This window comes from Yersinia aleksiciae, assembly GCF_001047675.1.
Lineage (GTDB): Bacteria > Pseudomonadota > Gammaproteobacteria > Enterobacterales > Enterobacteriaceae > Yersinia > Yersinia aleksiciae.
Genome location: NZ_CP011975.1, coordinates 3,026,525 through 3,039,369 on the forward strand (window position 1 = coordinate 3,026,525; position 12,845 = coordinate 3,039,369).

A 12,845-nucleotide genomic window follows, 5' to 3' on the forward strand; every position below is an offset into this window, starting at 1 on the left:
CCGCACTTAACCTGCATTTGCATGCACATTAACCTGCATTCGCATGAATAATGTCGCTAATCATTTGATTCACTGGCGCTAAATCCAGTGACAATGCATTGGTGACAAAGGCAGGATCTTTACGCACGATCTGCGCTAACACTTGACCATCGGGATTGGCGGTGTCCACTCTCACCGTGGTAGACAGGCCAATACGCAGTGGGTGCTCAGCCAGTTGCTTCTCATCCAGTGAGATACGGACCGGCAGGCGCTGAACCACTTTGATCCAGTTACCCGTGGCATTCTGCGCCGGTAACAGGGAGAAGGCGCTGCCAGTCCCCATATCCAGACCGACCACTTTCCCTTGATAAACCACATCATCACCGTAGAAATCGGTCACCACAGTCGCGGATTGGCCGATGCGCATATTGGCTAATTGGGTCTCTTTAAAGTTGGCGTCAATCCACATCTGATTCGCTGGGATCACCGCCATCAATGGCGCACCATTAGCAATCTTGGCACCCACCTGTACACTGCGGCGTGAAACATAGCCGGTGATTGGGCTGACAACTTTGGTGCGCTCCAGCGCTAACCAGGCATCACGCAGCTTGGCCGCAGACTGCTCGATCGCCGGTTGTTTCTCCAGTGGGGTATTCAGTACCAGTGCTTGATTGGCGTTGTATTGTTGAATCGCCACATCCAGCGAGGCTTGTGCTGCATCGACTGCATCACGAGCATGTTGCAGCTCTTCGCGGCCAATAGCATCAACTGAACCCAGCACCACTCGGCGTTTCAGGTCATTTTGTGCTTTGCTCAGCTCGGTTTTTTTCAGGGCAATATTGGCCTGATACTGTTTGCTATTAATGATGAGCTGGTGGGTTTGGCGCACACTGTTGGCCAGTGCGGTTTTTGCCTGCTCATAGGCCTGTTCGGCATCCGTTGGGTCTAGGGCGACCAGTGCATCGCCGCTTTTGACCAGGTCGGTATTCTCAAAGTTGACACTGACCACGCTGCCAGAGACTTGCGACATGATCTGCACCTGATTGCCTGAAACATAAGCGTTATCAGTCTCTTGGTGATGGCGCAGTACCAGGAACCAATAAATCAGATAGGCCACGCCAATAATGATAAATATCACCGTCAGTGAGAGCAGCACGCGCTTGCGTTGCAACTTTTTATTCTGCGGTTGTGGCGGGGTTTGGTTTTCCGCGTTCGTACTCATGGTATTCTCCAAGCCTTATACCCGTATCTCCCAAGCCGCCTTCCAGCACCTTGAAATTTATAGGGAAAAATTATTTTATATTGTTTTATTTTGTGAGCCATCATCGACGGGGGCTTGATAGCCGCCACCTAATGAACGGATCAAACCAATCTTGGCCTGCAATAAATTGTTGCTGGCGGTCAGTTCTGATTGCTGCTGCTGTAAATATTGTGACTGGCTGATCAATAGTTCATCGCGCCCGATAACCCCTGCTTTATAACGGGCGTTAGCAACGTCATAAACCTTCAGCATGGATTGGGTGGCGGATGCGGCTTGTTGCAGTTGGAGCTGACTGCTTTGTTGAATGGTGATGGCATCGGCAGTTTCCTGCACGGCATTGAGGATGGTCTGGTTATATGACTCAACCGCCTCATCATAAAGTGCTGATTCTTCGCCTAACTTACTGCGCAACGCGCCAGCATGGAAAATGGGCAGTGAAATTGCCGGTGCGAAGTTCCACGCCTGACTGGCGGCTTCCAACAGATTAGGGTTGGTGCCTTGGAAGTTGGTGGTCGAGAAACCGGCAAATCCGGTAATGGATAAGCTGGGATAGAACTCTTTGCGCGCGGCTTTCACCCGCTGGTCATAAGATTCAACCAGTTGGCGTTGGGCGGTAATGTCGGGCCGTTTACCGAGCAAATCGGTCGTCAACTCGCCTTTAGGGGCCAGACGGCTGATCTCAGGCAACGGAACCGGGCGCAGATTTTGGGTGCCACTCGGGCCTTGCCCGGTCAGCGCGGCCAGTTGGTGCTTAAGCTGCTCACCTTGCGATTGTAGCTGAATGATCTGCTGTTTAGCCGTATCGGCCTGTGCTTGTGTTTGTTGTGGAATATCAATGCTATAAATACCGGCCTGATATTGCTTAGTACGCAGCTCAGCCAGTCGCTGATTATTATCGACTTCCTGCTGCAACACTTTTTGCAGGGCAAAATTGCTCTGCAACTGGTAATAAACGGAGGCTACTGAGCTGGTCAGTGTCAGCGTGGCTTGCTGCTGCTCGGCCCGAGCGGCATTCACCTGCGCATTTGCCGCATTCACCCGATTGCGGTATTTACCCCACCAATCAAACTCGTAGCTGAGATTCAGACCAAGTGTATTCGAGGTTTCATACAGCGGTTTGTCGGGGTAAGCCTGCAAGAAGGGTTGCAGCGTATTTTGCGACACTTTTTCCCGCTTACTGCTCGCGGCGAGATCCAGGTTAGGGCCATTGGCCGCATCGGCCTGACCCATCAGGCTCTGCGCTTCCCGCACCCGCGCCGCCGCTTGTTTCAGCGAAGGCGAGGTTTGCAGACTTTGGGACATCAAAGCATCAAGTTGGGGATCATCCAGAACCCGCCACCACTGAGGACTTAACGCCAACGAGCTGACTTTGGGCTGTGCCAATTGCAGTTGTTGGGTATCCATCATTTGAGACTGAGGAGCAATATTATCGCTTGAGGCGCAGCCCGCCAGTATAAGAACGGCGAACAAGGGCGTGAGTCTCCAGCTATGTGGGGATGACATAGTTATTTACCTGGGTACCTGGATAGAAACGTTGGAATTACTGTTCCGGTATTTCCATTTGATCTAAACGGGACAGTAACTTGCGCGTCAGCGTTTCAAGCTGCTGCTGCTCGTCAGCGTCGAGTGTTGACCAAAGAAAATGCAGACATTTGTGCTGTGGGGGGAGCAGTTGATTGAGAAATTCAACACCCGCCTCGGTTAGATGCAAATGTAAGCAACGGCGGTCATTTTGGCTTTCGCGACGCTCAATCCAGCCTTTTTTCTCCAGTTCATCAGCGATGCGAGTGGCATTGGTCCGTGAAGATCCCAGTGCTGCACTTAATTCTGACGGTTGGATACTGTGGCTTTCCTGCGCATCCAGCGTAATTAACGCCATAAACAGGGTTTCGTTAATCCCTTGCGCTTTTAGCATTTTGTTGCGGTTTTCGAGTAATTTGCTGTGCATATGCATACACAAGCGTGTCAGTAGGATCTCTTGATAAGGGAAATCTTTCTGGCGTTTCGCACGAAAATTCAGCATCTGTTCTATGGGACTAAACGAACTTTCCATTATAAGGAGCCTCATTAATTTCAAATGGTACAGTAACGATAGTGACTAATAATGTAAACGGTATAATTCGATAAAAATTTAGCAATTAGTGTTATTGAGTCACTGTTTGTTAGTAATTAGTATCATTAACTGTAAGGTTATTGTGTTTCAGCTCACAATTCAGGCAAATGGTTACGCCAAAATCATGAGCAGCTTGAATGTCAGTCCGTAGCTGAGTGCGCCAAGTAAGGTGGCGAAGATAATACTGTTGGTTTTATAAAAGCATCCGCAGATCACTAAAAAACCAATGAGTGTAGGAATGAGTTTTTGCGGATTATGCATGATTTCTGGCGTACTGGAGACCACTAACAAGGCGCAAATCGAGGCGATACCAATGCTGTCGAGCAGCAGTGAAACTCTCCCTCGTTGCAAGCCTGCTTGCTTACGCGCTGGCCCCAGACGCAGTGGTAAATAGCGAAACAGGTAATTTACCGTGCCCACCACTAACCCAATAATCAGAACGTCCATATTCATGGTGTGGACTCCTGTTTGTTATTCTCGGGCAGTTCGCTGACCACTTCGGGGGCAGGTTGAAGCAGGGCAGCCAGACATCCGCCGCCAATACCCGCCAAAATGGCGACCGGAATGGAGAACAGCAACGCACCCAGTAATGCCCCGCTCAGTGACGCGATCACGGTCAAACTGTATTGGCGCTTAAATGACGCCAGCAGGAAGCTGAGGAACAGAGCCGGTAACATAAAGGAGAGTGAGGCTTCAATCGCCGGGAAATTCTCCAGCGGGCCATTACCAAACATCGCCCCGATAGCGGTTCCCGCCACCCAAGAGAGCCAAGAGGTAAAGGCGATGCCGAGCATCCAATTTTCGCTCCAGCGCCGCTGGTCTTTCATCAGTTTGGTGGTGGCAGCGGCAAAGACTTCATCGGTCAAACCGAAGGCCCACAAGGCCGTCTTCTTACCGGAAAGTTTTGTCAAAATGCGGTGTTTGAGTGCGGGGCCATACAAGATATGGCGAATATCCATTGCCATCACGGTCAGTGCTGAAACCCATAATGACATTCCGGCGCTCAATAGCGCGGTGATCACAAATTGGCTGGCTCCAGCATAAATGATGCAAGAAAAGAAGATCCCCTCCCAAGGGGTAAAACCAAGTTTTACCGAGCTGAGGCCAAAGGCGAATGCCACCGGCAGATAGCCGATAACGATGGGCAAGCTATCGGTAATCCCTTCGATAAAGGTGGCGGCCGACTGAGTCGCTGGCGGGGCATCGGTGATTTGGCTTTGCATAACTATCGGGTCACAGAGTAAAAAAACACGTTATGTAACATTAACAGAGAGGGAATTGTCTTAATACCCTATAACCCAAATTTATATCTGCATTGATTATTAGTTAGCTAACTAATTATGGTCACTCAACCGGCTGATCAGCGGGCGGATCAAATCGTTTTCCGGCCAACCAAGTGCTGATATTCAAGATGCACAGCACCAAGCCGGCGACGGCAACCCCATACCAGCCCGCGTGTTGATAAGCGGCGGCGGAGATCAGCGACCCCAACGCTCCACCAATAAAGTAAGTGGTCATATAGCCCGCAGTTAACCGATTTCTGGCTTCTGGCATCATGCGATAGATCACGCTCTGGTTGGTGACATGCACCCCTTGCACCGCCAGATCCAGCACCACAATCCCAATAATCAGCGCGATGATTGAGTGTTGCCCCATGGCGATCGGTATCCACGACAGCAGCAGTAATCCCAAACCGACGCTGGTGGTGATGCGGGCTTTTCCTTTATCGGCCAACTGTCCTGCTTTGGTCGCCATCAATGCGCCTGCCGCGCCCACTAAACCAAATAGCCCAATGGTCGCCTCGGAATAACCGAATGGTGGTGCGGCCAACAGGAAGGCCATTGAGGTCCACAACACACTAAAGTTGGCAAATGACAATGCGCCGAGTAGCGCACGGGTGCGCAGTACTGGGGTACGGATAAATAAGGAAAAAATGGAACCGAGCAACTGGCCATAATTCAGGCCGGAGTGCTGCTTATAGCGCGGCAGGTAGCGCCACAACACCAATGCCATGATGAACATCAGGGCGCTGGCGACCCAATAGATGGTGCGCCAGCCGCCAATTGAGGCCAACGCGCCCGCGACAGTACGTGCCAGCAAAATCCCCAGCAACAGGCCACTCATGATAATGCCGACCACTTTGCCACGTTTTTCCGGTGCCGCCAGTGTCGCCGCCAATGGCACCAATAGCTGGGCCACCACCGAGAACAAGCCAGTAAGAGCGGTGCCGAGGATCATCATGGTGAGGTTTTGCGACATTGCGGTAATCAGCATGCCGCCTGCCGCCAGCAGGGTCATGCCAACAATCAGCCCACGGCGTTCAAACATATCCCCCAGTGGGACCAAGAACATTAACCCGACAGCGTAACCGAGCTGGGCGGCGGTGACGATAAACCCAGCCTGATTGACCGAGAGATTAAAGGCTTGCGCGATAGTTTCCAGCAGCGGCTGGGCATAATAGTTGCTGGCAACCGCCAGTCCAGTGGCGACCGACATCAACACAATCAATGTGGGGCTTAAACCGGCGTTTTCGGTTTTTTGTGTCATGAGGAATGATTCTGAATTAAGAAGGCGGACAGTATTAGATAATTAAGAATGATAAACCAAGGGATAATTATTTTTTGATTAAATTCATTTCGAGATAGCGCATTTCGCATCGTTGCTGAGTGAGATATTGTTGTTGATGATGAGTGGGATGATTTGAGGCCGATTTTTTATGTCAGAGTCACAGGCGCGTTCAGAGAAACAGAGTTCGTTGTTCAGTCAGATTAACCCGCCAGCGCGGCTGCTGATGGGGCCGGGGCCTATCAATGCTGATCCTCGGGTGCTGCGCGCGATGTCCAGCCAGTTGATCGGGCAATATGATCCGGCGATGACGGACTATATGAATCAGGTGATGGCGCTCTATCGCGGGGTTTTCCGCACTGAAAATCGGTGGACGATGCTGATTGATGGCACCTCTCGTGCGGGGATCGAGGCGGTTTTGCTGTCGGCGATCCGCCCCGGCGACAGAGTGCTGGTGCCGGTTTTTGGCCGTTTCGGCCATCTATTGTGTGAGATAGCCCGCCGCTGTCGCGCCGAGGTGCATGTCATTGAAGTGCCGTGGGGTGAGGTTTTCAGCCCTGACATGATTGAAGATGCCATCAAACGAGTGCGCCCGCGCCTGCTGCTGACAGTGCAGGGAGACACCTCAACCACCCTGCTGCAACCACTGGCCGAGTTAGGCGACATCTGCCGCCGCTATCAGGTGTTGTTCTACACCGATGCCACCGCCTCGCTGGGGGGGAATCCATTGGAAACCGATGCCTGGGGGCTGGATGCGGTGTCGGCTGGGTTGCAAAAATGCCTCGGCGGCCCCTCCGGCACCGCTCCTGTCACCCTTAGCCCGCAATTTGCCGAACAAATACGTCGCCGTAAATGCATTGAGCAGGGGATCCGCACCCAGGATCACACTGATGGCGACGAAGAGATGATCTACTCCAATTACTTTGATCTGGGCATGATCATGGATTATTGGGGGCCAGAGCGGCTCAATCACCATACTGAAGCCACCAGCATGTTATTTGCTGCGCGCGAGTGTGCCCGTGTCATATTGGAAGAGGGGCTGGATAACGGCATCGCCCGCCATGCCTTACAGGGGGCGGCACTGTTGGCGGGGATTCAAGGGATGGGGCTTGCCGTGTTTGGGGATTTACAGCACCGAATGAACAATGTGCTGGGGGTCGTTATCCCACAGGGGATTCATGGCGAGCAGGTGCGGCAGCTGATGCTGAATGATTTTGGTATCGAGATTGGGACCTCATTCGGGCCGCTGAAGGACAAAATTTGGCGCATCGGCACCATGGGCTATAACGCCCGTAAAGATTGCGTGATGCTGACACTGGTGGCGCTGGAGGCCGTGTTGAATAGGCTCGGTTTTACCACAGTGCAAGGGGCGGGGTTGCAAGCCGCATGGGGTATTTACCAAGCCGAAAGTGACGTGGCCTTAACCTAACGCGGCGCCGCAGCCGCCAATCATTACAGCAGTAAAAATTTGTCGGTATCACGCCAGGCGGGGAAGGCCTCGCGATAGGCTTGCAAGGCTTCCAAAGACAATTCGGCATCCAATTGCGCCGCTTGATCAGGTTCTGCCTGTGCCAGCGTCTCGCCCTGCATATCCAGAATCACACTGTCGCCCTGATAGTGATGGCCGTTGTCATCATCGCCGACGCGATTACAACCAGCGACGTAAGCCTGATTTTCTATCGCCCGCGCCGCCAACAGGGTTTGCCAGTGTTGGGTGCGGCCAGCAGGCCAGTTCGCCACATAGAGCGCTAAATCATAATCTTGCTGATTACGTGTCCACACTGGAAAGCGCAGGTCATAGCAGATTTGCGGCAGAATTCGCCAGCCACGCCACTCCACCACTTTGCGTTCGGTACCCGCATGATAGTAATGGTGCTCTCCAGCCATGCGGAATAAGTGGCGCTTATCGTAGTGATGAACTTTCCCGCTAGGCTCCACCAGTAAGAAACGGTTAACGGCCCCACCGGGTATTTTCAGCGCCACACTGCCGCCGACTAACGCCTCGGTTTGACTGGCCCAGTGACGTAACCAGGCGACGATTTCGGCCTCCGGTAGCGTATTGTCAGCCGCATTCATGGCAAAACCGGTGGTAAACATCTCTGGCAGCACAATGACATCGCGCTGGCGCAGTGGCTCCAGCAGCATCTCAAAGTGTCGCAGATTCGCCTGCGCATCCAGCCACACCAGTGGCTGTTGCAGAAGCGTCAGTTTTAAAGTTGACATAATCGCTCCGCAGCGGCGTCCAGCGTAGCCTCCTGTTTGGCGAAGCACAGCCGGATCAGTTTATGAGGGAAGGGGCCTTCGCAGAATACCGATAAGGGGATCGCGGCCACACCCACATGTTCCGTCAGCCATATGCAGAATTCAACATCATTGAGATCGGAAATTGCACTGTAATCGGCCAGTAAGAAGTAGGTACCTTCGCTGGGCAAGATTTTCAGGCGGCTGGTGGAGAGGGCGCTGATAAAGCGGTTACGGCGGGCGCGGTAGAACTCGGGCAATTGCTGCCAGTGTTCAGGTTCAGCATTCAGCATATCGGCCAGCGCCAGCTGCACTGGCGTACAGACTGAGAAGGTCAGATATTGGTGAATTTTGCGCACTTCAGCGCTGATGGCGGCGGGGGCGATGCAATAACCCACCTTCCAACCGGTCATATGGAAGGTTTTACCGAACGATGAAACAGCGATCGCCCGCTGGCGCAATTGCGGATGTGCCAAGACGCTGGCATGGCCCGAGGCGCTAAAGCAGATGTGCTCGTAAACTTCATCACTCAGCACATAAATATTACGTTCCGCAATCACTTGCCACAATTGCTCAAAATCGGCTGCGCGCCATACGGTCGCCGACGGGTTATGCGGTGTATTGACGATCACCAGCCGCGTGCGCTCAGAAACCAGATCGGCAAATTCAGCCCAATCCGTGGCGAACGCCGGGGGCTTGAGCGCAATGCGCTTGAGGATGCCGCCGGCCAGTTTCACCACTGGCGCATAACTGTCGTAGCTGGGATCAAAGCAGATAACTTCATCGCCGGGGCGCACCAACGCGGTAATGGCCGCAAATAAGGCTTCGCTGGCACCGGTGGTAATGGTGACTTCGCTGTCAGCATCGGGCTGCCAACCATAGAGGCTAGCCGTTTTCTCGGCGATAGCATTGCGTAACGGTGCCACGCCTGTCATGGGGGCGTATTGGTTGGCACCTTGGCTGACATGATAGGCCAATCGCTGTTTTAGGTAGTCTGGGCCATCAAAATCGGGAAACCCCTGCGACAAATTAATCGCCTGATGTTTTTGTGCCAAGGCACTCATTTGGGTGAATATTGTGGTGCCTTGTGCAGGCAATTTGCTGTCTGGAATAAAAGATAAGTGGCTCATGGCAGGGGAAGACTCCTGATGCTGTATGTTGCTGTCAGCTGTATGTTGCCGTAAATATAGCACGATGTTAATATTTGGCAATCAAGACGTTTAGATGTATAAACGGCTAAATGACGTAATTTGCTAAGCATAGATAAAAATGTGCTAAACGTTATCGTCGGGCGGATTGCCGTGGCAACATGCCATGGCACACCCACACCACAACAGGGATATGCAATGACAGAAAATGTACAACTTGGCGCGCTGTTAGCCGCCTGCCACTGGATCGGCGAGAAGGGCTGGTGCCCGGCGACTGGCGGTAATATGTCCCTGCGGCTGGATGCGGCTCAATGTTTGGTGACGGAGTCGGGCAAGGATAAAGGTAGCCTGACCGCCGACGATTTATTACTGGTGGAGACCGCGAACAACCATGTTCCCAGTGGTCGCACGCCTTCGGCGGAGACCGGTCTACATACGCTGCTTTATCGCCTGTATCCTGAAATCAACGCGGTGCTACATACTCACTCAGTGAATGCTACGGTGCTATCACGGGTTGAGCGCAGCAATGAGTTAGTGTTGCAAGGTTACGAAATGCAGAAGTCGTTATCGGGCCAGCGCAGCCACTTGGATAGTCTGGTGATCCCGATTTTTGATAATGACCAGGATATTCCCGCCTTGGCACAACGAGTGGCGACACTGGCGGATAATCACCCGCTGCAATACGGCTTTTTGGTCCGAGGTCATGGCCTCTATTGTTGGGGAGCGAGTGTGGCTGAAGCTCGCCGCCATTTGGAAGGGCTGGAGTTTCTGTTCCAGTGTGAGCTGCAACGTCGATTGCTAGAAGTGAACACGCAACAAGGGGAGGTGAAATGATTCAGGCGATTGTGACCGATATTGAAGGCACCACCACTGACATCCGTTTTGTCCATCAAGTGCTGTTTCCCTATGCCCGCGAGCGGCTAACACCTTTTTTGCTTGAGCATCAGCAGGATGAGGACGTTGCTGCCTCGCTGGCCGATTTACGCCGCGAACTGGCGCAGCCGGACGCTGATATTGAAACACTGGCTGTCGCCTTGCACGGTTTTATGGATGAAGACCGCAAATCTACCGCGCTGAAAGCCATTCAGGGCATTATTTGGCGTACCGGCTATCTGCAAGGGGATTTTCGCGGCCATCTTTATCCGGACGTCGCCCAGCAATTGGCTGATTGGCAGCAGCAGGGAGTGGGGTTGTATGTCTACTCATCCGGCTCAGTTGCGGCCCAGAAATTGCTGTTTGGCTACAGTGATGCGGGGGATTTACGCCCACTGTTCAACGGCTATTTTGATACCCATGTGGGGGCCAAGCGCGAAGTTGTCTCTTATCAGAATATCGCCACTCAGTTAGGTATCGCACCGCAAGCCTTGCTATTTTTGTCTGATATTCGCCAAGAGCTGGATGCGGCGCAACGGGCGGGCTGGCATACCTGTCAGTTAATTCGCGATCTCCCTGATAGCGAGAGCCATCATCCCCAGGTAAACCGTTTCGATCAGATCGATTTAGCGATTTAAATCGCGTGTAGAGGATATAACAGCATGAGTGGATTAACGATTTTCAGTGACCAGCAGCCCGATCAACCGCTGTGGCAGAGCCGCGATGCGGATGAAATCCAGCAGCAATTGACGGCGATTGGTGTGCGCTTTGAGCGCTGGCAGGCTGATCGTGAGCTGGGCGAGAACCCGCAGCCTGAGGCGGTGATTGCGGCTTATCAGCATGAAATTGATCGGTTGGTGGCGGAAAAAGGCTATCAGAGCTGGGATGTGATCAGCATGCGGCCCGACAATGCGCAGCGTGACGTCTTGCGTGAGAAATTTTTATCGGAGCACACCCACGGCGAAGATGAAGTGCGCTTCTTCGTTGAGGGTTTTGGGCTATTTTGTTTGCATCTGAATGGTAAAATTTACCAAATTCTATGTGAAAAGAATGATTTGTTGTCAGTGCCAGCAGATACCCGCCACTGGTTCGATATGGGGTCAGCACCGAATTTTACCGCGATTCGGGTATTTGATAATCCTGAAGGTTGGGTGGCACATTTTACTGGCGATAAGATCGCTAATGAATATCCCCGCCTAAAATAAGGACATGAAGCCTATTTAAGCTTGTTTTATTGTCCGGAATCCGGCGGGGCGACTGCACCGATGGGCGCTCCGACGGCTCACGCCGTGGCGACCCATTCGGCAAATTTCCCCGCCTATCAGTCCTCTTATCAACCAGAGAGCGACGGGCTAGCTAGCGCTTAGGCTGGAAGAAGCCTGCGGCCACTTGTTCTGGCGTGATAACGCCGCTGTCTAATACCCAACCACTGATTAATGCTGCCGGAGTGACATCAAACGCCGGGTTGTACACTGACGCACTCTCTGGTGCCCATTGGCAATGGCCAAAACTTCCCGTCACGCCCATCACCTCGCTGGCGGCACGTTGCTCAATAGGGATCGCCGCGCCATTAGGGCAGGCAGGATCATGGGTAGTGTGCGGGGCGGCCACATAGAAGGGAATGCGGTGATAGTGAGCCAATACCGCCAGACTGTAGGTGCCAATTTTATTCGCCACATCACCGTTGGCGGCAATGCGATCCGCGCCCACCCAGACAGCATCCACTTTGCCCTGTGCCATCAGGCTGGCAGCCATCGAATCACAAATCAATTGATATGGAATGCCCAGCTCACCCAACTCCCAAGCGGTTAAACGCCCGCCTTGTAATAAAGGCCGGGTTTCATCCACCCATACCTGACGAATATTGCCTTGTTGATGTGCACGCAGTAACACACCGATAGCGGTACCGATGCCCGCAGTTGCTAGCCCGCCGGTGTTGCAGTGCGTGAGCAGATTGCTGCCCGGTTTAACTAAGGTCGCACCATGCTGAGCAATGCACTCACACAATTCGCGGTCTTCCTCCACCAGACGCAGCGCCTCGTGGGCCATGGCTTCGACCCAGTTGGCTTGTAATAGCGCCTGCTGCATCCGTGCCAGATTATTCATCAAATTAACCGCAGTCGGGCGCGATTCACGCAGCGCAATCAATGCCTGTTCAAGTTGCGCTTGAGATAAGCCGCGCTCTGCCAGTAAGGCCAGCAATAGGCTGGCGGACAGGCCAATCAGGGGCGCACCACGAACGCGCAGTGTTTGAATGTGCTCAATCAGCAGCGCCACGGTATCGGCAGACAACCACACCTGACGTTGTGGCAAAGCCTGCTGGTCGAGTATCCAAAGCTGGCCATCTGCAATTTTTAAGCTGGTTGTTTGTAAATTGAACGTTTGTAAATTGATCGCTTGTAGATTGATCGTTTGTAACTCACGCCTGTTGAAGGTCTGCATTGTCAGTTAAATCCATGTTGCGTTATTGCATCTGGTTTCTTATTCTGCCAACATGCCATACGGATGTATAGACGTCTATACCCTTCTTTTTTGAAGTTACAGTGTTGTTAGCCGCTCTCACTCACCCGAATCACTGACTTGAGTCAGCTCAGCGGGATTCATTCGTTTGCTGCCTGGCTGTACCACCAATAAATTTGGGTAAATATTTTTATGCCTAACTAAA

The 12,845-nt window shown here is 52.6% G+C and carries 13 protein-coding genes; 4 read left to right on the forward strand and 9 right to left on the reverse strand.

Going from position 1 to position 12,845, the window contains the following annotated elements; translation table 11 throughout:
• Positions 1-28: 28 nt before the first annotated feature.
• The 6 genes from emrA to ACZ76_RS13575 form a co-directional block, all read right to left on the reverse strand.
• Positions 29-1,201 (reverse strand): multidrug efflux MFS transporter periplasmic adaptor subunit EmrA, encoded by a 1,173-nt coding sequence (gene emrA, locus ACZ76_RS13550; protein ID WP_048619383.1) that lies wholly within the window; start codon positions 1,199-1,201, stop codon positions 29-31.
• A 75-nt stretch (positions 1,202-1,276) separates the two neighbouring features.
• Positions 1,277-2,743, reverse strand: a complete 1,467-nt coding sequence (locus tag ACZ76_RS13555) for an efflux transporter outer membrane subunit (RefSeq protein ID WP_048619384.1) — start codon at positions 2,741-2,743, stop codon at positions 1,277-1,279.
• A gap of 37 nt (positions 2,744-2,780) precedes the next feature.
• Positions 2,781-3,293: a transcriptional repressor MprA gene (mprA, locus tag ACZ76_RS13560; protein ID WP_032813001.1), complete on the reverse strand. Its 513-nt coding sequence runs from the start codon at positions 3,291-3,293 to the stop codon at positions 2,781-2,783.
• A gap of 171 nt (positions 3,294-3,464) precedes the next feature.
• Positions 3,465-3,806 carry an L-valine transporter subunit YgaH gene (gene ygaH, locus ACZ76_RS13565; RefSeq protein WP_048619385.1) on the reverse strand — a complete coding sequence of 114 codons (342 nt, stop codon included), beginning with the start codon at positions 3,804-3,806 and terminating at the stop codon, positions 3,465-3,467.
• Entirely contained in the window at positions 3,803-4,576 is a 774-nt protein-coding gene (locus ACZ76_RS13570) for an AzlC family ABC transporter permease (protein ID WP_048619386.1), read from the reverse strand. The genes ygaH and ACZ76_RS13570 overlap by 4 nt, the downstream gene beginning before the upstream one ends.
• Positions 4,577-4,697: 121 nt before the next feature.
• Positions 4,698-5,900 (reverse strand): MFS transporter, encoded by a 1,203-nt coding sequence (locus ACZ76_RS13575; protein ID WP_048619387.1) that lies wholly within the window; start codon positions 5,898-5,900, stop codon positions 4,698-4,700.
• A 169-nt stretch (positions 5,901-6,069) separates the two neighbouring features.
• Here ACZ76_RS13575 and ACZ76_RS13580 point away from each other — a divergent pair, with 169 nt between their 5' ends.
• A complete protein-coding gene (locus ACZ76_RS13580) occupies positions 6,070-7,347 on the forward strand; it encodes a pyridoxal-phosphate-dependent aminotransferase family protein (protein ID WP_048619388.1) in 1,278 nt (425 codons plus the stop codon).
• Positions 7,348-7,370: 23 nt separating this feature from the next.
• On the opposite strand, the gene ACZ76_RS13585 is transcribed toward ACZ76_RS13580, so the two are convergent.
• Both ACZ76_RS13585 and ACZ76_RS13590 read right to left on the reverse strand, forming a co-directional pair.
• Positions 7,371-8,141, reverse strand: a complete 771-nt coding sequence (locus ACZ76_RS13585; protein WP_048619389.1) for an amidohydrolase — start codon at positions 8,139-8,141, stop codon at positions 7,371-7,373.
• A complete protein-coding gene (locus ACZ76_RS13590; protein ID WP_048619390.1) occupies positions 8,129-9,289 on the reverse strand; it encodes a pyridoxal phosphate-dependent aminotransferase in 1,161 nt (386 codons plus the stop codon). Before ACZ76_RS13590 ends, ACZ76_RS13585 begins: the two co-directional genes overlap by 13 nt.
• Positions 9,290-9,505: 216 nt before the next feature.
• On the opposite strand from ACZ76_RS13590, the gene ACZ76_RS13595 reads away from it, so the two are divergent.
• The 3 genes from ACZ76_RS13595 to ACZ76_RS13605 are packed head-to-tail and all read left to right on the forward strand — an operon-like array spanning position 9,506 to position 11,385.
• Positions 9,506-10,141: a methylthioribulose 1-phosphate dehydratase gene (locus ACZ76_RS13595; protein WP_048619392.1), complete on the forward strand. Its 636-nt coding sequence runs from the start codon at positions 9,506-9,508 to the stop codon at positions 10,139-10,141.
• A complete protein-coding gene (mtnC, locus tag ACZ76_RS13600) occupies positions 10,138-10,818 on the forward strand; it encodes an acireductone synthase (protein WP_048619393.1) in 681 nt (226 codons plus the stop codon). Before ACZ76_RS13595 ends, mtnC begins: the two co-directional genes overlap by 4 nt.
• Before the next feature lie 24 nt (positions 10,819-10,842).
• On the forward strand, positions 10,843-11,385 hold the full coding sequence (locus ACZ76_RS13605; protein WP_048619394.1) for a 1,2-dihydroxy-3-keto-5-methylthiopentene dioxygenase: 543 nt from the start codon (positions 10,843-10,845) through the stop codon (positions 11,383-11,385).
• A 151-nt stretch (positions 11,386-11,536) separates the two neighbouring features.
• On the opposite strand, the gene mtnA is transcribed toward ACZ76_RS13605, so the two are convergent.
• On the reverse strand, positions 11,537-12,622 hold the full coding sequence (gene mtnA, locus ACZ76_RS13610) for an S-methyl-5-thioribose-1-phosphate isomerase (RefSeq protein ID WP_048619395.1): 1,086 nt from the start codon (positions 12,620-12,622) through the stop codon (positions 11,537-11,539).
• Positions 12,623-12,845 lie beyond the last annotated feature (223 nt).

Bases quoted from the DNA above. Each gene is read 5' to 3' on its own strand.
- emrA (WP_048619383.1), bottom strand. From the start codon at position 1,201: ATGAGTACGAACGCGGAAAACCAAACCCCGCCACAACCGCAGAATAAA.
- ACZ76_RS13555 (WP_048619384.1), bottom strand. From the start codon at position 2,743: ATGTCATCCCCACATAGCTGGAGACTCACGCCCTTGTTCGCCGTTCTT.
- mprA (WP_032813001.1), bottom strand. From the start codon at position 3,293: ATGGAAAGTTCGTTTAGTCCCATAGAACAGATGCTGAATTTTCGTGCG.
- ygaH (WP_048619385.1), bottom strand. From the start codon at position 3,806: ATGAATATGGACGTTCTGATTATTGGGTTAGTGGTGGGCACGGTAAAT.
- ACZ76_RS13570 (WP_048619386.1), bottom strand. From the start codon at position 4,576: ATGCAAAGCCAAATCACCGATGCCCCGCCAGCGACTCAGTCGGCCGCC.
- ACZ76_RS13575 (WP_048619387.1), bottom strand. From the start codon at position 5,900: ATGACACAAAAAACCGAAAACGCCGGTTTAAGCCCCACATTGATTGTG.
- ACZ76_RS13580 (WP_048619388.1), top strand. From the start codon at position 6,070: ATGTCAGAGTCACAGGCGCGTTCAGAGAAACAGAGTTCGTTGTTCAGT.
- ACZ76_RS13585 (WP_048619389.1), bottom strand. From the start codon at position 8,141: ATGTCAACTTTAAAACTGACGCTTCTGCAACAGCCACTGGTGTGGCTG.
- ACZ76_RS13590 (WP_048619390.1), bottom strand. From the start codon at position 9,289: ATGAGCCACTTATCTTTTATTCCAGACAGCAAATTGCCTGCACAAGGC.
- ACZ76_RS13595 (WP_048619392.1), top strand. From the start codon at position 9,506: ATGACAGAAAATGTACAACTTGGCGCGCTGTTAGCCGCCTGCCACTGG.
- mtnC (WP_048619393.1), top strand. From the start codon at position 10,138: ATGATTCAGGCGATTGTGACCGATATTGAAGGCACCACCACTGACATC.
- ACZ76_RS13605 (WP_048619394.1), top strand. From the start codon at position 10,843: ATGAGTGGATTAACGATTTTCAGTGACCAGCAGCCCGATCAACCGCTG.
- mtnA (WP_048619395.1), bottom strand. From the start codon at position 12,622: ATGCAGACCTTCAACAGGCGTGAGTTACAAACGATCAATCTACAAGCG.